Genomic DNA, 20233 nt, shown 5'->3' with positions numbered 1-20233 from the left:
TAGTGGCGGCTCTTGTCAACTTGCGCTATCGCTGTATTTAGGAAAGATGTCTATTGTGTAGAAGCTATATGCCCTACTAACGAATACTTATTGCCCTTAGCTCCCAGTTGGGTGATTGCTGAAAAGAACAATATTTGTGCTGTTCTAAAACCTGATCATGCCAATAAGCGTTACGATATTGAAGTGATCGTTAATGCTGATAAAGAAACTTTTGCTAAAGCAAAAAAAGGTACTGTTCAAAAGGGACGCATGGTTTGCCCTGAAACAGGAGAAACTTTTTCTATTCCAGAAATACGCGGCGATAAAAAAATTGATGGAAAAACTGTTTATGGTTTGCGACTTTGGGAAAATGAAGACTTGGTGCCACGCCCTCACGATGTCTTTCAGGAACGGCTTTATTGCGTTCGTTGGGTAGAAACTTATAATGATTTCAATGCCAAAGGTGAATTAGTAGAAAAAACTCGTCGTCATTATTACACGGTTACTCAAGAGGACTTGCAGCGAGAACTGCAAGTTATTGAATTACTAAAAGAACGTTTTAGCGATTGGCAGGCAAAAGGTTATATTCCGAGTCGAAAAATTGAACGAGGTGGCGATAAAACCGAGGAACCGATAAGAACAAGAGGCTGGAGTTGTTGGCATCATTTGTTTACGCCGAGGCAATTGCTGACTTTAGGTCTTTACCATTCATTTGCAAAACAAATCACTGATTGTGATGAAATTATAAGAATATCATTACTTACAGGATTTGCTGCAAATTGGAACTCTCGATTATCAATTTGGATTTCAAACATACAAACTGGTGGTGGCGTAGGTAAGATTGGCCAAACATTTTCTAACCAGGCGTTAAATACACTTTATAACTATCCAGCGCGAGGAATTACGTTGGCTGATGTTCAATTTAATCAAGAGCTAAGGGTTGCAACTATAAATCCAAACAGCACAATCACACCCTACGATGCACGCAGTATTGAATGTAAGCAAGACCTTTGGATTACTGATCCGCCTTATGCTGATGCGGTCAATTACCATGAGCTTTCAGATTTTTTCTTGGCTTGGTATGAACAAGATTTGAAAAGAGTTTTTCCTTCATGGCCATTGGATGGTAGGAAAGGTCTAGCTGTTACAGGTAACGGTGCTGATTTTAAACAATCAATGGTTGAAATTTACCGTAACCTGAACAAGAACATGCCCGACAATGGTTTACAGATGGTGCAATTCACTCATCAAGACCCTGCCGTATGGGCTGATTTAGGCATGATTTTATGGGCGGCAGGTTTACATGTCAGTTCAGCCTGGACGATTGCCACTGAAACCTCGTCAGGTCTTAAAAAAGGCAATTACGTTCAAGGTACGGTATTACTGGTACTCCGCAAACGTATTAATCACGAAGAAGTATTCCCCGACGAATTGCCCAGTTTGATAGAAGATGAAGTCCGTGCTCAACTCGATGATATGTTGGCTTTGGATGATAAAGAACTGCCTAACTTTGGCGACACCGACTATCAATTAGCCGCTTATGCCGCAGCTCTTAGAGTGATGACCCAATACGCTTCCATCGAAGGTATTAACATTGAGAACGAACTTTATAGGGAAAAGCAAAAAAACCAGAAGTCCGCGTTTGAAAAACTAATAGATCAGGCCGTTGAAATTGCCTGTAATCATCTTATTCCCACAGGTTTTGATGAGTTTCAATGGAAAGGCTTGGCAGCTTCGGAACGGTTGTATTTAAAAGGTCTGGAACTGGAAAAACACGGCGAATTGCGTGCCGGTGCGTATCAGGAACTTGCTAAAGGTTTTGGCGTACGTGAATATACGTTTATGTTTGCCAGCACCAAAGCCAATGAAGTACGCTTTAAAACCGGTACTGAGTTTAAACGTTCCAACTTGGGTGGTGACAACTTTGCCGGTTCGTTAATGCGTCATGTGCTGTTTGCTCTGCATGAAACGGTCACTAAAGAAAATGCAAAAGAGGGAGTTAATTACCTTGTTGCGGAAGTCACCGATTATTGGGGGAATCGTAAGAAAATCATTGAAATATTGCGTTACTTAAATCGACTTGCCCATACTGATCACATGCCGCACTGGGAAGTCGATGCGGAAGCTGCGCAAACGCTGGCTGGAGCCATAGAAAACTATAACGCCTAACTTGATAGAGGGTAGCTACCATGACTACAAATCTTGCTATTGATGATGATTTATTAAATGAAGCCTTAACTGTGGGACACTTTAAAACCAAGGAAGATACGGTTGTTACGGCATTAAAAGAGTTTATTAATCGCCGTAAACAATTGGAGATTGTGAATTTATTTGGCCAATTTGATCCTGACCCTGATTATGATTATAAGCAGGGGCGACATTCTTGAAAGTATTGGTCGATACCTGCATCTGGTCACATGCACTCCGTTCTAAGAAACCGGAGTTTGAAGCTCAGGTAAAGAGTTTGGAAACATTAATAGCCGATCAGCGCGTGTTGATTATGGGGGCTATTCGACAAGAAGTATTGTCAGGTTATAGTGATATGAACAAGTTTGAGATCTTAAAAGCCAAGCTGAATTATTTTGAAAACACGCCGATTCTGGATGAGGATTATATTATCGCTGCCAGGTTTTATAATGAATGCCGCCAAAAAGGTGTTCAGGGATCGCACATTGATTTATTAATCTGTGCCGTTGCTGTACGGTTAAACATCCAAATATTTACCAGCGATCAGGATTTTGGTTTTTATCAGCAACATTTACCTATCAAGCTGTACTCTATAACAACGGCTTGATGACACGCAATGATTACCCGCCATTCTTCCCGAGAAAATCCTTTAGACGAAAGCTTTTTAAATCAGAAATTACAAAACGCCAAATGCTATGACCGTATTGCCGGTTATTTTCGATCAAGCATTTTTGAAGTGGCAGGTGAAGCGTTAGATTCAGTCAGTGGTTGTATTCGCGTAATCTGTAATTCTGATTTAGACCCCTTGGATGTAAGCACTGCCAAAGCGGCACAACAAGCATTGCGTAAATCCTGGTGTGCCGGTCAGCCAGAGTTGTTGCCGGAAGCCAATCGGGAACGGTTTCGACAACTGTACGACTATTTGATCTCAGGCAAGTTACAAGTGCGGGTGTTGCCCGATGCTACGTTTGGTTTGATTCATGGCAAAGCTGGCGTTATCACTTTAGCCGATGGCTCTAAGACCAGTTTTCTGGGTAGTATTAACGAATCGTTGAGCGCATGGAAACTGAATTATGAGTTGATGTGGGAAGATAATTCCAGTGAGGCCGTAGACTGGGTTCAGCGTGAATTCGATGCCTTGTGGAATCATCATCATGCGGTGCCCTTAAGTGATTTTGTGATAGCTGACATTAAACGGATAGCCGAGCGTGAGACAGTTACTACCGCGCAATGGCAGGAGAATCCAACACCAGAGCAAGCCATTGTTGAAACGCCGGTATATCGCAAAGAGCTTGGCTTATGGCCGCATCAAAAGTTTTTTGTGCAACGTGCGTTTGCCGATCATCAACAAGGTGGTGCGCGTTATGTGTTAGCCGATCAAGTGGGCTTGGGTAAAACCGTACAACTGGCATTGGCCGGAATGTTAATGGCGATGGCCGGTAATAAGCCGGTGTTAGTGCTGGCGCCCAAGCCATTATTGTTGCAATGGCAAGATGAGCTGATGGAACTGTTGGAAATGCCCTCGGCCATTTGGACGGGCAAAAACTGGATTGATGAGCAAGGGATTGTTTGGCCTGCAACGGGGCCGGAAAGTATTACAAAATGTCCGAGAAAGTTGGGCATTATTTCACAAGGCTTAATTACGTCGGGTTCTAATGTTGCCGATTTTTTATTGAGTATTCAGTATGAATGTGTGATTGTTGATGAGGCGCATCGTTCTCGTCGGCGTAAAGTCAACGACAAGTCAGTTGAAGAAAAAGCCGAACCTAATAACCTGATGGCTTTTTTGTTAAAAATGGGCATGAAGACCAAAAGCATGTTGCTGGCAACGGCGACACCGGTTCAATTACATCCGATTGAAGCTTTCGATTTATTATGTGTTTTGGCCCAAGGTAATGATTCAGTTTTGGGTGATGCCTGGAGTCGGTGGCGTAATGCCGAAAACACTGTGCCTTTGGTAATGGGTGAAACATCATTTCCTAAATCTGAAGCTTTGGCCTGGGAATGGATTCGTAATCCGCTGCCTAATGAACGGGAACATGCCAGTTTTAAATTGTTACGTCGTCGCTTAGGTTTGAAACCGAGTGACACTATTGCCTCTGCCGAAAGCTATAACAAACTGCTTGGGCCGGATAAAACCCAAATAAGGCGAGTGTTGGAGAACTACGGGCGAGAGTTTAATCCATTCATTTTACACATTATTCGTCGTACTCGAACTTATCTTGAAAATACGATAGACCCTGCAACGGGCGAACCCTATCTACAGCCGGTAAAGGTCAAGTTATTTGGTGAACAAGCGCATGAAGCTATCGTTTTGCCCTTATATTTTCAACGTGCTTATGCCTTGGCGGAAGAGTTTTGTGCTGCACTGAGTACGCGGGTTAAAGGTGGTGGTTTTTTTAAGACGCTGTTGCTACGGCGTATTGGTAGCACGATGTATGCAGGACATAGAACCGTAGAAAAGTTGTTGAATGAATGGAATACCGAAGCCGATAGCGATTTGTTGGTTTCAGAAGATGAAGATGACATGGAAAGCCCGGCATCTGAAAGTATGAAAGACCTTACGGCGGTTGAAATCAAGTTGTTGCAGCAGTGTTTAAACGCGCTGGAATCTGATCGAGAAAATGATCCAAAGTATCAAAAAGTTGTGGATTATTTATTTGAAAAGGGTTGGCTTGAGTTAGGTTGCATCATTTTTTCGCAATACTATGATTCAGTTTGGTGGCTGGCTAATCAGTTATCAGAACATCATATTCCCGACGAGAAAATTGCAATTTATGCAGGTAGTAATCGTTCAGGGCTATTGATAAATGGCCAATTCAAACGACTGCCGCGCGATGACATTAAACGAATGGTGCGCACTGGAGAATTACGTTTGGTCTTGGGTACTGATGCGGCCAGCGAAGGATTAAACCTGCAACGCTTAGGCACGTTAATCAATCTCGATTTACCGTGGAACCCAACCAGACTGGAACAACGTAAAGGGCGTATCCAGCGCATTGGCCAAATTCGTGATGAAGTATTGCTGTATAACATGCGTTATCGGGGATCAGTTGAAGATCGGGTTCATGAGTTGTTGTCGGAACGTCTGGAAGATATTTTTGAGCTTTTTGGACAGGTGCCGGACATACTTGAAGATGCCTGGGTAGATGTTGCACTCGGCGATGCGCAGGAGGCTCAACGTAAGATTCGTAGTATTCCAAAACGCCATCCGTTTGATGAGCGTTATAGTCAAGTTACTAATATTGACTGGGATAGTTGTAGCAAGGTTTTGGATGCTGGGGGGCGAAGAAAGATATTGACGGGGGGATGGTAGGAAGCTGATTCATCCGGTATTAGTATGGCGCAAGAATCTTTTAGCACATACACCTGACAATAAGTGGCTCAACCGTGTTCACAATCGCACTAAAATTTTATGCTTTTTCTTTGTGTTTTGTATGATAGATTCATGCATTCTTTTTGATAAATAAGATTCTCATTTTGTTAAAAAACTTTTGCTTGCCTGTGTTTTTATGCGGCGTTTTATTCTGGCTGTCACCCGCTTTAAGCTATGCCGATACGTTCGGTGTTGAGGTGAAAAATGCCGAAATTACTTTGCAGGACGATAGCTACGTACTGTCCGCGGACATCGATTATCGACTCAGTGCCAGGGCAAAAGAGGCGCTGCAGAACGGCGTGCCTTTGTTTTGGGATATAAATATCAAGACCTTTCAGCATCGTGACTATTTTTGGGATAAAACACTGGGCAATTCAAGCATTCGTTATCGCATTCAGTATCATGCGTTGCTGAATATGTATCGAGTCAGAAATGAGGGTAGCGGCGAACTGTATAATTTTTCTACGCTGTCCGCGGCGCTGGATTTAATGTCAACGATACGTGATTTTCGGGTAATGGATAAATCAGTTAGTGCGCCGGAAGATCGCTACGCTGTCGGTATAAAAGTAACGTTGGATCGGGACGCCTTGCCTTTGCCGCTACGCCCGATTGCTTATACTAACCCCCAATGGTACTTATCCAGCGATTGGACATTATGGCCTTTGATAAAATAAAACCCCCTATCAGCTTATCGATATTGATCCTGTTTGGCTTGATTTTGCTGTTGTTGCAGCTGATGAGCTCGGCAACGCAGGAGTCATCGGAGCTGAGCGCGATGTATTCATGGCTGCTGTTGGTCAATGCATTGGGATCGGTGGTACTGCTTGGATTGGTCGGCGCTAATATTTATTCGCTGGCTCGGCAGTTAAAAAAACGTGAGGCGGGTTCGAGATTAACCACGCGCATGGTGTCGCTGTTTGTGGTGCTGGCTTTGGCGCCCGCGGCTATTGTGTTTTATTTTTCGATGCAGTTTCTGCATCAGGGTATCGACAGCTGGTTTAACGTAGAAATAGACCGGGCGATGGAAGACGCGCTGGAGCTTAGTCAGGCATCATTGGACCAGCGGATGCGCTGGCATTTGCGGCAAACGCAGCAATTGACCGCGAAGCTGGTGGAATCGTCGGAAACGCTGGCGACGCTGGAAATGGAAAATCTGCGCGAACTTTCCGGCGCGGCCGAAATGACCTTGTTTTCCAAGCAAGGCAGGATTATTGCCTCAAGCAGCATCAATCCGGGCGATATTTTGCCGAGTCTGCCGGACGAGCATACTTGGTTACAGTTGCGGCAGAATGCGGAGTTCGTCGCTTTGGCGCCGGTGCGCGAAGATGAATTGATGATCCGCGTTATCGTGACTGTTAAGGCCAAGGAGCCGCAATATTTACAAGCTTTATACCCGGTGCCGGTAAGAATTGCCGACTTGGCCGATTCGGTGGAGTTTGCCTTTGTGCGTTATCAGGAAATGCATTTTTTAAGGCATTCGTTAAAATTGAGCTTCTCCCTGGCCTTGTCGCTGGTTTTGTTGATGAGCTTGCTGGCGGCTATCTGGGTGGCTTTCATCAGTATCCGGGATATTGTCGCTCCGGTAAAAGCGTTGGTTAAAGGCACGCAGGCCGTCGCTTCCGGGCATTATGACCAGGAATTGCCGGTTATCGCGCAAGATGATTTGGGCTTTTTGGTGGAGTCCTTTAACGAGATGACTCACCGTATCGCCAGGGCCAGCGATGAAACCCGGATGGCCGGTATTGAGGTGGAAAATCAGCGGGCGTACCTGGAAACTATACTGGCGAATTTAACGGCAGGCGTGATCAGTTTCGATGCGGAGCATAAAATACGTACTGCAAATCAGGCAGCTTATAGGATCTTCCGTATTCATGTAAATCAGTTTGTCGGGCGGACTTTGCTAGAACTGATTCAGGATTATGCGGAACTGGCCGAACCGTTAAAATCCATTCAGCGCTTATTAGAGTTAGCCGATGATATTTGGCAGCAGCGGATTGCTTTTTTAGGCCCTAACGGTCGGCAGGAATTGCTGTGCAGAGGCACGCCGCTGTTTTCCCAGGAAGGTCACCGAGTCGGTGCGGTGGTGGTTTTCGATGATGTGACCGACCTGATTCAGGCGCAGAAAAATGCGGCTTGGGGTGAGGTGGCCAGAAGGCTGGCCCATGAAATCAAGAATCCGCTGACACCTATCCAGTTGTCGGCAGAGCGATTGCAGCACAAACTGGCGGATAAGTTGACGGCCGGTGATGCGGATATGTTGCAGCGCTCAACGACAACCATCGTACAACAGGTTGTGGCGATGAAAGAAATGGTCGATGATTTCTCGGAATATGCCAAGCCGTCCAAGAAACAGACGGTAGATATTGATTTGCCGGCCTTGGTTCAGGAGGTGTTGGCGCTTTACGTGGTAAAGTCCGGCGTTAAGTTTAAACTCGATTATGATGCCGGTTTATTGATGATTAAGGGCGACCCGGTTAGTATCAGGCAAGTACTGCATAATCTGATAAAAAACGCACTGGAAGCGATAGGTGACAAGGGCTTAATCGAAATAAGCCTGCACCGGGTACAAAAAAATAATACCGACTTTATTGAAATAGCGCTTTATGATGATGGGCCGGGTATTAAAGATGAGCAAATCGAACAAATTTTTGAGCCCTACGTGACGACCAAGACCAAAGGCACCGGATTAGGCTTGGCGATAGTCAAAAAAATAATAGAAGAACATGGCGGTGCTATTTGGGTCGACACCAGCCGTCGACCGCCAGGGACGGCGGAAGTGTCGCAATCGGGAGGAAATCGATGCGACAAAATGGGAGCGGGATTTATCATTCAGCTTCCGGCGTATAATTTTTGAGGTGCCGTAAAAAATATGAATGCACAAACACCGCGTATATTGGTTGTAGATGATGAGCCGGACATTCGCCGACTGGTCTGTGAAATTCTTGAAGATGAGGGCTATCAGGTCGCTGCGGCCGAGAATGCCGGTGCAGCCAGGGAATTAAAAAAGTCTAAAGCGCCCGATTTGATTCTGCTTGATATTTGGATGCCGGATACCGATGGCATTACTTTATTGAAAGAATGGGTTGCCGAAGAGGCCATGCTTTGCCCTGTGGTTATGATGTCAGGACATGGTTCCGTTGAGGCCGCGGTCGAGGCAACCCGCCTGGGGGCTTATGATTTTCTTGAAAAGCCGTTGTCCTTGGCAAAATTATTATTGATTGTGGAAAGGGCTTTGGAAGCCAGTAGCCTGCAAATAGAAAATGCGGGCCTCAAGCAACAGCTGCACACCGATATTGATCCGGTCGGCAAGAGTGCTACGGTCGCAAGACTCAAAGACCAATTAAAGCGCTTGGCTCAGCATGATGCGAGGGTCTTGTTTGTCGGTGAAGCGGGCGTCGGCAAGGAGATGTATGCCCGGTATCTACATAATAACAGCGCGCATCGTGACGGCCCGTTTGTGGATGTGGCGGTAGGCAGTATATCGCCGGAAAATTCGGCGGTGGAATTTTTCGGTAAAGAGGATGCTGGCAAGATTTATCCGGGGCTATTGGAGCGGGCGCACAAAGGGACGTTGTTTTTGGGTGAGATTTGCGGCATGGACAAGGAAACCCAATTAAGGCTGCTCGGTGCTTTGGAATCCAGTTCTTTCCTGCGGGTAGGCGGTAGCGAGGCGGTTCGTGTCGATGTCCGTGTGGTCGCGTCAACCCGTATTGCGTTGGATGAGGAGGTCAAGGCCGGGCGTTTCCGGCAGGATTTATATTATCTGCTTAATGAGGTTTCGCTCGATATTCAACCGCTTCGGGAACACAGTGAGGATGTGCCGGCATTATTAAGTTTTTACGTCGATTATTTTGTCAATCAAGATAGGCTGCCTTTTCGGAAATTTTCCATGGCGGCGCAAAATTTCTTACGTAATTACAGCTGGCGCGGCAATGTGCGGGAACTGAAAAATCTGGTGCAGCGCTTGATGATTCTGGGGGCTGGCGAAGAGATAGAGATGGATGAGGTGAAAGCGGCTCTGGGGTCGGTGATTGGTGATACTGTTATTTCCCACTCGGTACCTGAGTTTTTTAATCTACCGTTAAAAGAGGCCAGGGACCATTTTGAGAAAGCGTATCTGGAATATCATTTCGAAAGAACCGGCGGCAGTGTTGCTAAATTGTCGGCGGCAGTCGGAATGGAGCGGACACATCTTTATCGTAAGTTACATTCATTGAACATTAAGTTATAATTTAAATAACAGATGAAAGATCCACAACATATGCTTTTTTCATCTAAAAACAAATAAACTTGAAAAAGACGTTAATACTTAGTAGAATCTCGCTCTTTATATTGAGCCTTTAACAGAAAGCCTAAGCAACGATGAAAACATTTAGTGCAAAGCCAGCAGAAGTTAAGCGTGATTGGTACGTGGTCGATGCAGAAGGAAAGACGCTTGGTCGTCTTGCTTCTGAAATTGCGCTTCGCCTTCGCGGTAAACATAAACCAGAATACACACCGCATGTTGATACCGGTGATTACATTATTGTAGTAAATGCAGAGAAAATAGGCGTTACAGGCAATAAAGAAAAAGATAAATTGTATCAGCGCCATACAGGTTATATCGGTAATCTTAAGACTGTTACCTTGGGAAAATTAAGAAAAACTTTCCCTGATCGTATTCTTACTACAGCAGTTAAAGGAATGTTACCTAACAATCCACTGGGTCGTGCAATGTTCAAGAAATTGAAAGTTTATGCAGGTCCTGAACACGATCATCAGGCTCAACAGCCACAAGTATTAGACTTATAAGCGGGTAGATCATGGTAGCAGCAGCTCAGTACTACGGAACAGGTCGTCGTAAATGTGCAATAGCACGCGTTTACGCAACATCAGGTACCGGAAAAATTACTATTAACACAAAAACCATCGAACAATATTTTGGTCGTAAAACCGACCAGATGGTTTCCCGTCAACCATTAGGTTGTGTTGATATGGAAGGTAAATTCGATATCAATATAATCGTTAAAGGCGGAGGCCCATCCGGCCAAGCCGGCGCTATTCGTCATGGTTTGACACGCGCATTGATGGCATACGATGAAGCCCTGCGTCCAGCGCTAAGAAAAGCCGGTTTTGTTACCCGCGATTCACGTATTGTAGAACGCAAAAAAGTGGGTTTACACAAAGCCAGAAAACGTCCGCAGTACTCAAAACGTTAATCGATTATTTCCATGCAGTAGCTCTCATTGTTACTCATGTGAAAATGAAAGGGCTGCATTCGCAAGAGTGCGGCCCTTTTTTTATGGACATTTAAAGAGAGAGAACGGTGAAAGTTTCAATTGTTGTTCCTGTTTATAATGAAGCTGACAATATTAGCGCTTTAATTGCAGAGATTGTTGAGGCTATGAGTGGAGCCGAAGCCTATGAAATTATTTATGTCGATGATGGCAGTAAGGATAATACAGCCGCAGTTCTAAAGCAGATACAACAAGACGTCGGAATGTTACGCGTTATTCATCATCAGCAAAGCTGCGGACAAAGCACCGCCATCTATACCGGCGTAAAAGCGGCAAGCTACACCTGCATCGCCACACTAGATGGCGATGGACAAAATGATCCGGTTGATATTCCTCGATTGTATGAAGCATTAATGCAACAAAGGAAAGTCAACGGTAATCTATGGATGGTAGCCGGATGGAGAAATAAGCGTCATGATTCCGCTTGGCGGCTTTTTTCATCAAAAGTGGCCAACGCTGTGCGTTCCAGACTATTAGGCGATGATACACCGGATACCGGTTGCGGTTTAAAGGTGTTTTTAAGGGATGAGTTTTTGAGGTTGCCGTATTTTGATCATATGCATCGTTTTTTACCCGCATTGATTTTGAGAGCGGGTGGACAGGTGATTTCCGAGCCGGTCAATCACCGAGCCAGAGCTCATGGCTATTCGAAGTATGGGACATTAGACCGGCTTTGGGTAGGAGTTGTCGACATATTAGGCGTGATATGGTTGCAAAAACGCGTAAAGCTGCCGGAGGTAAACGAAATTGAACGTGGATAAAGAAACCATTTGGCTGATCATAGGTTTTGTGGGACAGGCGTTATTTTCGGCTCGATTTATAGTGCAATGGCTTAAAAGCGAACGCGAGAAGAAAAGCGTATTTCCTATCGCTTTTTGGTATTTCAGTATCGGTGGCGGGATTACGTTGCTAGCCTATGCCATCTATCGACAAGATCCGGTTTTTATTGTCGGACAGCTTACCGGCCTGTTCATCTATTTCCGGAACCTCTATTTTGTGGTTCATGAGCGTAAAAATTTAAGTATTGAATAAATCGCTATGTATCAAGTGCTGTCGGTCAGGCTGTGGATTTTCCTTATTTGGGGCGTTTTAACGACCGTTAGCCTTTTTATTCGTCCTTTATTTCCGATTGATGAAACCCGCTATGCCGCCGTCGCGTGGGAAATGTGGTCTAGAAATGATTTTCTTGTTCCTTATTTAAACGGGGAAACCTACAGTCACAAACCCCCGCTGTTATTTTGGTTGATGCAATTAAGTTGGTGGCTGTCTGGTGTCAATGACTGGTCGCTACGTCTGATTTCACCGCTTTTTTCCCTGGCAACAATATTTTTATCCGGCGCAATAGCTCATATTTTATGGCCTGAGCGGAAGCGGGTTGAAGCGCTTGCGCCTCTAATATTGATGGGATTACTTTTTTGGGCAATCTTCACCACATTGACCATGTTCGACATGATGCTGGCTTTTTTTGCATTATTAGGCATCTACAGTCTGCTAAAACTCGTTGATTCGGGTTTATCTGTAAAATACTGGATGCTGCTGGGAATAGCCATAGGGGGTGGTGTTCTGAGCAAAGGCCCGGTAATTTTGTTGCATATTTTGCCTGTCGCGTTGTTGGCTCCCAAGTGCTTAAAAACAGTTTATTTTCGCTGGAAACATTGGTATTTCGGGTTGATGGCCGCGATTTTGATTGGAGCCATGATCGCGTTGCTCTGGGCAATTCCGGCCGGAATTGCCGGTGGTGAAGCTTATAGAAATGAGATTTTTTTGGGGCAGACCAGCGGGCGATTGGTCGAGTCTTTTGCACATCGGTTGCCGTGGTGGTGGTATCTAGAGATTTTGCCGTTATTGTTGTTGCCGTGGCTGCTTTGGAAACCTTTGTGGCTCGGATTACGCAAGCTGATTCATCAGGATTTTGGTATCCATTTTTGTTTGGCTTGGGTGATACCGGTTTTTATCGCATTTTCCCTGGTCAGCGGTAAGCGCATCCATTATTTGTTGCCCTTAGTTCCCGCGATGTCCTTGATATTGGCGCGGGTCGTAGATGAAATAACGGAACCTGAACGTTGGGAACGAGCCCACAATGTTGTGATGGCGGTTTTCGGATTGTTGGGTATAGTGTTAGCGTTGTCGCCTTGGTTAAATGATATTTATCATTGGCGACCCGAGTTATCGTTAATCTCACCTGGGTGGGGCGCTTTGCTGGCTGTTAGTGCGGTAATCTTTGGGGCGGTCAGGGCGAATGGCGCGCAGGATTCTGCTTTATATATCTGTGTGGTCTCCGTTATCGCATTAATAACAGCTTCGGGCGGCTTTTTTGCAGTTAAGGCCGATCGCTACGATACCAAACCCGCCGCTCAGGCAATTGCCGCCTTAATGGATGAAAATAGAGATATTGCTTTTTTCGGCAATAAATATCATGGTCAATATCATTTTGCCGGGCGTCTTAAACGGGCAATTACTGTCGTGCCATACATCGCCGATTTATATGCTTGGGCAAAACATCATCAGACAGGTTATATCATAGTGACCTATAAGGATACTGAGGCATTGCCTTCGTCGCTGATCCGTTATCACTATCCTTTTAAAGGCCAAAATATAGGCTTGATTTCCTGTCAGGTGCTGTTAGCGAACCCTGATCTCAGTGTTGTTCTGAAGCCATAGAGCCGGTAGGATTGCCGATGATCCTGCCAGGAATATTCAGCACAAAAAGTGAATCAGATATCCTTAAGTCAGTTTGATCAGTTGTCCGGTAGCCGCAGACTGCAAAGCGGCAACAATGATTTGGCAATTGGCTTTTGCATCGTCCAGTGACAGCGCGGGAGCATTGCCGTTTAATACACAATCGCTGAAATGCTCGATTTCCAGCCGGAAGTGGTTGGCCGGAGTCAGCCGCTCTTCGTTTTGTTGGCCGTCTTCAGTCCACCATGAAATCACCGGCACATCGGTAGGCGTACACCAGACATTGTGGCATTTAATGCCGCCTTTACTGCCGATGATTTCGTATTCGCAACGCCTTGCGCGTTCAAAGCTGAAATCGAAATGCGCATATTTCCCGTCACTGAAATCAATGATACCGCTGGTTGCTATATCCGCGCCGCTCTCGACATACTTGGCTATGGCGGTTACCGAGGCGGCAGGCTGATCGAAAAACATCCGTGCCGAATGGATTGCATAACATCCGATGTCCCACATCGCACCGCCGCCATTTTCGACATTTTCTGCCAAGCGATACATCCGCGCAGGCCGCATCATGAACGAATAGCTGGACCGCACCGACCTGACTTCTCCGATTATTCCCGAATTGATCAATTCACGCACTCTGGCATGTTGCGGGTGGAAACGGTACATAAAACCTTCCATAACAGTAACTTTATGTCGCTGTGCAGCGGCTTGAATGGCGTCTATGTCGGCAACAGCCAGTGCCATAGGCTTTTCGCACAGTACATGTTTGCCACTCTCAACAGCGCGTAATGTCCATTCGGCGTGTTCGTTATTGGCAAGCGGTAGGTACACTGCATCGATTTCCGGATCATCAAGTAATGCTTCTAGACTGTCATAAGTTTGTACCTGCTGCTGTGGCGCGTACTGTGCCAGCGTTTGTGCGGCGGCTCCCGGACGGCGACTGGCTATGGCAATGAGCTCGGAATTGGAAGCTTCGACGATGGCAGGCATCAGGCGTTCATTGATGCGAGCCGCACCTAAAATACCCCAACGCAGTTTTGTCTTATTATTCATCGGATTTACCTTTAGATATATGGATTCGCTTATTTTAAAAGAGGATGATCTTTCGGTAATTGCCGTGCTATCCATAACGCCAATTTATGCTTCATATTCACCCCGTTTTCCTGGTCAATCGCCAGCGGCTGGATAAGTTGATCATTGACCAGCAGACGATAAAGACATTCCGTCTTATCTTTTGCCGAATCTGTCGTGGAAAATCCTGAATAGCCGCGATTTTTTGCATAATTTTCAGCAACTTCCAGTGCCTTTTTCAGCAGTTGGGGCTCATTTTTTAACTTAGCCATTGATATTTTCCGCAGGGTTACCGATGTTTAAAAAATCCCACTGTTGGTTAATAAAGCCTTGCAGGGGCTGATATTGATCTTTGTAATTCATTTTTTGGCAGTCAGCAATCCAAAAGCCCAGATACAGCCAGTCCAGGCCTTGTTCTTGTGCATATTGAATTTGCCATAACACGGCATAAACACCGGGGCTATTGCTGGAAAATTTTGGATCAAAGAAAGTATAAACGGCAGAAAGAGCATTATAAAGGCGATCTATAATTGCCACGGCGGCAAGTTCACCGGCACAAAAAAATTCTACAAATTGAGTGGTACACCATGAGCTGGTTAAAAACTTAATGTATTCATCGGGGCTGGAGTCTGCCATGCTGCCCTCGGCATGACGTCGATTTTGATAGCGTAGATAAAGGTCATAATGGGCTTGCTCAAAGGCAGCAGGCTTGATTATCACGGTGGTTTGCCGATTTTTTTGCAGGCAACGCTTTTGATTACGGCTGGGCTTAAATTGCGCAACGGGCAAGCGCACCGGGACGCATTGCGAACACTGTGCACATTGAGGACGATAAACGTCGTCGCCGCTACGTCTGAAACCATGAGCAATAAGTTGCGAATAAACGGCGGTATTAAGTTCAAATGACGGGCTAACAAACGCGGTTTGTGCTTGCTTGCCATCCAAATAGCTGCAAGGATGCTGGGCGGTAATCAATAGAGGAATAGAGGCCATGATGGTTGCTATTGAAATTCAAGATCTATGTATCATTTAAAATTAGGCGTCATCATACTCCTCGATGCCTACCTTGTAATGTTAATGCTTGGCAACAAATCCCTTTCCATGCGCTGTTTGTTACGGAAACAGCTATCGTTTTGTTAGCGGGAGAGTCCAATCGGGCCATAACGTAATTGGTAATCAAAATTATAAAGCCGGGCTTAGCGCCGATTCCTGCAATAATACGGTGACAGCGGCAAAATATCGATAAAGGCCGGTTTTGCGCTTAAGTATAAATTCCTTTAGAAGCTGATCGGTATCCGTTTTTTCACCTAAATAACTGATGTTAAGCACGGTCCAGAACCGTCGTGAAAAAGATAGACCGCAGTCTGGAAATATCTTGTTTTGTGCCAGGGAGTCCGCCGTAGGGCTTACTGTGCGAGCCTTGTGAGCTAAGGAACAGGCTTAAACAATGATCATGAAAAGCTGAAGACTTCAATCCTTCATGGTTTAAAAATAAAACCAGCTCACGTTATTTCATGCTCATTGCTAAGGCGCGCACGGCACGCCCTACCCACATCCGTCACGGTCATTCTGTAAAGGGCGTTATCCATTATCAAACCTTCTTTTTGCAGTTTTCTCGGACAATGCGTAACATCAGTAAATAAGTGCGATGAAAAATTGTACTGGCAATACGATTTGCTTTGTTTGGCGATGGTTTCAAGGCGGCCTACTAATCTTAATCTGCCGTTAAGCTGGTGTAACCTGTAGGTATTGTATCGTTTTGGCTATTCATCAGCATGAGCAAGGAGGGCGATCTTTAATAAACCTTTATTTTAGTAAGATTTATTTTCAATAAAATGGGGATTATTATATATAACAAGTAAATTATTCTATTGACCGCACTATTTTCCACAGCAGGAGCTCCATTAAATAAGCTTTAAGAAAGCAGCAAAGAACAGTGTAGGCAAGAGGTGGGAGCTATGATGTATTTAAATAAACCCTTGTTAAAACCGGAAACGGCGATTACTAATAGTGCCAATGAAGTGAAAGAAAATGTTGAGCATTATAATTTTCAAATGGCCAGGAATTTAGAAACCGGTAAAGCCGGGTTGGTTAATATCCTGTCTCAATTTCCTGCTACTGCATTATGTCTACTTTATAAATATGAAACAGACGCTTGCAAGTCTGAACAGACTACCGAAGCGCCTACGGCTGCTTTAGCCAAAATCAAGAGCCATTACTGGCGACTATCATGGATGGCGGCCGCGACTGCTCCAGGCAATAGCCGGTATCTTCTCCATCCGAGGGCAGAAGTATTGCAACCGATAGGGAACCGATGCGACCTGGAAAGTTTGTCGTTTTCAGGCAGAGGTCTCAATCGAGAAGCTGAGGTTGATGAAAAACAGCATTTAACTGAAGCGCTGCAAGCATTCCCTTTTTCAATTGAAGACCTGTTGGAGCTGACCGAATTCATTATTTATGCTTTCAAGACTCAAGATGATTGTTATCAATCAACTAGTCAGAAGGTTAAAAGTCATTCCGATGTGGTTGCTAAACGGCTGGAAGTATCAAGTCGGCGCAGCAAGTCAAATTTGCCTGATATAATGGAAGCCATGCGAGTCAGCCAATTTGATCGGCAATTTCTGTTTTTGTCCTGTGTTGAGATGCAGCGATATGTGACGGATATGATTTGTGCAGAACATCTTTGGTTAAGTTCAAGGCAGGCAATAGCGGAGGCAAACTCAGGTTTGGTTTTATTTATAGCCAATCAGTACAAATGCGGTTTTTTAGATTTTGACGATTTGGTGCAGGAAGGTCAAACCGGTTTATTAAAAGCTATCGATAAATTTGATCATCACTTGGGTTTTCAATTTTCAACTTATGCGGCCTATTGGATCAAACAGGCTATTTCCCGTGCCCTGTCTCGTAGCGAAAGGGTCGTGCGTGTGCCTTGCGAGCAGGTGGCTAATATTCATAAAGTGCTGCGTGCCAAAAATAAATTGCTTTCAAAGACGGGTAAGGAGCCTTCGATTAAAGAATTAACTGAATATTCAAAGATACCCGAGGATCAAATAAATGCTATTTTATCCATGTCGCAAACAGCCGTATCGCTGGAAAATCTGGATGATGAAGAGTCACTAGCACCGATTGATTTTCTAGAACAACAGGCTTTTGCTAATCCGTTTAAAAAAATAGAGCAATCGGATCTTAAGGTTTGGATTGGTAAAGCCATTAAGGTACTTGATCCACGGGAATTCAGGATTATTTGTTGTCATTTTGGTATCAATACCGGAAATGAAATGACTTTACAGGAGATTGGCGCAGAACTTAACTTAACCAGAGAGCGGGTTAGGCAGATTCAGGTTAAGGCGCTCAATAAAATGAAACTCAGCTATGGCCAGCAATTAATGAGTTTTTTATGATTAACGCTCGTTAGTAAGAGGTCGCACCGGTCCTTTCCACCGCGCGACACTTCCGCCATCCATGGCAGTTGTAACCAGGAGATACACATGAAGAAATATATATTTAACGTTCTGATTTTTTGCGTTGTGATTGGCGGAGGATATTTGATTTATGATCGCGTAAAGTCAACGCCTCCGATACAGGATACCTTGGCCTATTCTGATTTTATCAGTAAGGTAAAGCATGGCCAGGTTGAGCGTGTCGAAGTGGCCGGTCAACAGCTTAGCGTTCGAACCTCAGATGGACAGAACTATCAGACCTTTAATCCCGGCGATGGACATTTAATTGACGATCTTTTGAGCGCTGGCGTTCAGATAAGAACTGTGCCTCCCGAACAGGAGACCTTCTTGATGAGGGTCTTCATCTCCTGGTTTCCGATGCTGTTAATGATTTTGGTGCTGATCATTTATATGCGCAGAATGCAAGGCGGCATGGGCGGAGGAGGCTTTGGCAAGAGTAAGGCCAAAATGCTTGAAGAAGACAAAATGACTGTTACCTTTAGCGATGTTGCCGGATGTGAAGAAGCCAAAGAAGACGTGGCCGAGCTGGTTGATTTTTTGGCCGATCCACAGAAATTTCAAAAATTGGGTGGAAAAATACCGCGCGGTATTTTGATGGTTGGCCCTCCTGGAACCGGTAAGACCCTGATCGCCAAAGCCATTGCTGGTGAAGCAGGGGTAAAGTTTTTTACCATTTCAGGTTCGGATTTTGTCGAAATGTTTGTCGGTGTCGGCGCGTCCAGAGTCCGGGATATGTTTGCCCAGGCTAAAGAACACGCGCCTTGCATTATCTTTATTGACGAGATTGATGCGGTCGGTCGCCAACGGGGCGGTCCGGGTATGGGCGGCGGTAATGATGAGCGGGAGCAAACCCTGAATCAGTTACTGGTGGAAATGGATGGCTTTAACGGTAACGAAGGCGTCATCGTTATCGCTGCAACCAACCGTGCCGATGTGCTGGATAAAGCCCTGCTCAGACCGGGCCGTTTCGATCGCCAAGTCAATGTCGGCTTGCCCGATGTGCGTGGCCGCGAACAAATCCTGAATGTGCATATCAAAAAAGTGCCTGCGGCTGCCGACGTCGAATTGAAATATCTTGCAAGGGGAACCCCTGGCTTTTCAGGCGCCGATCTTGCCAATATTATCAATGAAGCCGCGCTTTTTGCCGCCCGTTCCAATAAGCAAGAAGTCAGCATGGCCGATCTTGAAAAAGCCAAAGATAAAATTCTGATGGGCGCAGAACGGCATACTATGGTCATGACCGAAGAGGATAAATTGTTAACCGCTTATCATGAAGCCGGGCATTGTATCGTCGGGCAAAAGTCCCCCGATCATGACGCTGTTTATAAAGTCAGCATCATGCCCAGAGGCAGAGCCTTAGGCATTACTATGTTCCTGCCCGACAGGGATCAATACAGCGCCAGTAAACGCAAGTTGGAAAGTCAAATAGCCAGCTTGTTTGGCGGCCGGATTGCGGAACTGATGATTTACGGTGGTGACCGGGTGACTACGGGCGCATCTAATGATATTGAACGAGCCACGGAATTAGCTCGCAATATGGTTACCCGCTGGGGTTTTTCCGAAAAACTCGGTCCTTTGGTTTATGGCGAGGAAGGCGGTCAACCGTTTATGGGATATCCCGGTACTCAAGGCAGTTCCGTATCCGACAATGTCGCACATCTTATTGATGAAGAAATACGTTCAGTAATAGACCGTAACTATCAACGGGCTGAAACTATTCTGCAGGAAAATATCGTTATCCTGCACAAGATGGCCAATGCCCTGATGAAGTGGGAAACCATCGATCGGTTACAAATTGAGGATTTGATGGCAGGTAAAGATCCTCGTTCGCCTATAGAAGATGAGGATTCGCAAGCGAACAAGCTTTCGGAACCAAGCAGTGGAGTACAAGGAAAAACTGATAAAAAAGCAATTAATGCGACAACCAATAAACCTGCCGGACAGGTTTGATAGGGGTATTTTAAAGAGTGTTGCGGTTGTTAAGTCTTTAAACAATGCCTTCGCTAGTCTTTAGGCGAAGGCATACTGTGCTGATCATTCATTTAGATTGCATTAAACTTTGCAATATCTCATCGATTTGTTGTTTCGCTTGATCCGGGTCTGTTTTTTCTGTGCCCATCTGCTGTTGCATCTGCATTAAATGTTGAGCTAGTGTTTAATTGCATTAATAGCATTAGATATAGGTTATAGTTGGCGTTATG

The 20233-nt window shown here is 45.2% G+C and carries 18 protein-coding genes; 14 read left to right on the top strand and 4 right to left on the bottom strand.

The genetic code is table 11. The features are described from left to right. Positions 1–90: 90 nt before the first annotated feature. From V7051_RS22630 to V7051_RS22575, 12 genes are all read left to right on the top strand, one after another. Positions 91–2148: a hypothetical protein gene (locus V7051_RS22630; protein WP_333878936.1), complete on the top strand. Its 2058-nt coding sequence runs from the start codon at positions 91–93 to the stop codon at positions 2146–2148. 20 nt (positions 2149–2168) lie between these two features. Then, on the top strand, positions 2169–2366 hold the full coding sequence (locus V7051_RS22625) for a type II toxin-antitoxin system VapB family antitoxin (protein WP_333878934.1): 198 nt from the start codon (positions 2169–2171) through the stop codon (positions 2364–2366). Next, positions 2363–2773, top strand: coding sequence for a type II toxin-antitoxin system VapC family toxin (vapC, locus tag V7051_RS22620; protein WP_333878933.1), 411 nt, complete (start codon positions 2363–2365; stop codon positions 2771–2773). Before V7051_RS22625 ends, vapC begins: the two co-directional genes overlap by 4 nt. Positions 2774–2782: 9 nt before the next feature. Next, positions 2783–5482, top strand: a complete 2700-nt coding sequence (locus V7051_RS22615) for a phospholipase D-like domain-containing anti-phage protein (protein ID WP_333878932.1) — start codon at positions 2783–2785, stop codon at positions 5480–5482. Between the two features lie 164 nt (positions 5483–5646). Then, positions 5647–6216 (top strand): DUF4390 domain-containing protein, encoded by a 570-nt coding sequence (locus V7051_RS22610; RefSeq protein ID WP_333878930.1) that lies wholly within the window; start codon positions 5647–5649, stop codon positions 6214–6216. Next, on the top strand, positions 6198–8396 hold the full coding sequence (locus tag V7051_RS22605; RefSeq protein WP_333878928.1) for a sensor histidine kinase: 2199 nt from the start codon (positions 6198–6200) through the stop codon (positions 8394–8396). Before V7051_RS22610 ends, V7051_RS22605 begins: the two co-directional genes overlap by 19 nt. Before the next feature lie 15 nt (positions 8397–8411). Continuing rightward, positions 8412–9773, top strand: a complete 1362-nt coding sequence (locus V7051_RS22600) for a sigma-54-dependent transcriptional regulator (RefSeq protein ID WP_333878926.1) — start codon at positions 8412–8414, stop codon at positions 9771–9773. A gap of 131 nt (positions 9774–9904) precedes the next feature. After that, entirely contained in the window at positions 9905–10333 is a 429-nt protein-coding gene (rplM, locus tag V7051_RS22595) for a 50S ribosomal protein L13 (protein ID WP_333878925.1), read from the top strand. Positions 10334–10344: 11 nt separating this feature from the next. Beyond that, the gene (gene rpsI / locus V7051_RS22590; RefSeq protein WP_333878922.1) at positions 10345–10740 is read left to right on the top strand and encodes a 30S ribosomal protein S9; all 396 of its coding nucleotides are present in this window, start codon (positions 10345–10347) and stop codon (positions 10738–10740) included. Between the two features lie 107 nt (positions 10741–10847). Continuing rightward, positions 10848–11579 (top strand): glycosyltransferase family 2 protein, encoded by a 732-nt coding sequence (locus V7051_RS22585; protein ID WP_333878920.1) that lies wholly within the window; start codon positions 10848–10850, stop codon positions 11577–11579. Next, positions 11572–11850, top strand: a complete 279-nt coding sequence (locus tag V7051_RS22580; RefSeq protein ID WP_333878918.1) for a lipid-A-disaccharide synthase N-terminal domain-containing protein — start codon at positions 11572–11574, stop codon at positions 11848–11850. The genes V7051_RS22585 and V7051_RS22580 overlap by 8 nt, the downstream gene beginning before the upstream one ends. 6 nt (positions 11851–11856) lie before the next feature. After that, positions 11857–13479 (top strand): ArnT family glycosyltransferase, encoded by a 1623-nt coding sequence (locus V7051_RS22575; protein ID WP_333878916.1) that lies wholly within the window; start codon positions 11857–11859, stop codon positions 13477–13479. Between the two features lie 63 nt (positions 13480–13542). Here V7051_RS22575 and V7051_RS22570 read toward each other — a convergent pair whose 3' ends face one another. The 4 genes from V7051_RS22570 to V7051_RS22555 all read right to left on the bottom strand — a co-directional run bounded on the left by V7051_RS22570 (position 13543) and on the right by V7051_RS22555 (position 15900). Further along, positions 13543–14553 carry a Gfo/Idh/MocA family protein gene (locus V7051_RS22570; RefSeq protein WP_333878914.1) on the bottom strand — a complete coding sequence of 337 codons (1011 nt, stop codon included), beginning with the start codon at positions 14551–14553 and terminating at the stop codon, positions 13543–13545. A 29-nt stretch (positions 14554–14582) separates the two neighbouring features. Continuing rightward, positions 14583–14843, bottom strand: coding sequence for a DUF5062 family protein (locus V7051_RS22565; RefSeq protein WP_333878912.1), 261 nt, complete (start codon positions 14841–14843; stop codon positions 14583–14585). After that, positions 14836–15564, bottom strand: a complete 729-nt coding sequence (locus tag V7051_RS22560; RefSeq protein ID WP_333878910.1) for an arginyltransferase — start codon at positions 15562–15564, stop codon at positions 14836–14838. Before V7051_RS22560 ends, V7051_RS22565 begins: the two co-directional genes overlap by 8 nt. A 189-nt stretch (positions 15565–15753) precedes the next feature. Next, positions 15754–15900 carry a hypothetical protein gene (locus V7051_RS22555; RefSeq protein WP_334181177.1) on the bottom strand — a complete coding sequence of 49 codons (147 nt, stop codon included), beginning with the start codon at positions 15898–15900 and terminating at the stop codon, positions 15754–15756. A 629-nt stretch (positions 15901–16529) separates the two neighbouring features. On the opposite strand from V7051_RS22555, the gene V7051_RS22550 reads away from it, so the two are divergent. Both V7051_RS22550 and ftsH read left to right on the top strand, forming a co-directional pair. Beyond that, positions 16530–17972: a sigma-70 family RNA polymerase sigma factor gene (locus V7051_RS22550; protein ID WP_333878908.1), complete on the top strand. Its 1443-nt coding sequence runs from the start codon at positions 16530–16532 to the stop codon at positions 17970–17972. 87 nt (positions 17973–18059) lie between these two features. Continuing rightward, positions 18060–19982 (top strand): ATP-dependent zinc metalloprotease FtsH, encoded by a 1923-nt coding sequence (gene ftsH / locus V7051_RS22545; protein WP_333878907.1) that lies wholly within the window; start codon positions 18060–18062, stop codon positions 19980–19982. Positions 19983–20233: the final 251 nt, after the last annotated feature.

Source organism: Methylobacter sp. (genome assembly GCF_036845245.1).
Classification (GTDB): domain Bacteria; phylum Pseudomonadota; class Gammaproteobacteria; order Methylococcales; family Methylomonadaceae; genus Methylobacter_A.
Note: the sequence above shows the minus strand (reverse complement) of the source record. Positions and strands in the feature narration are given on the sequence as shown.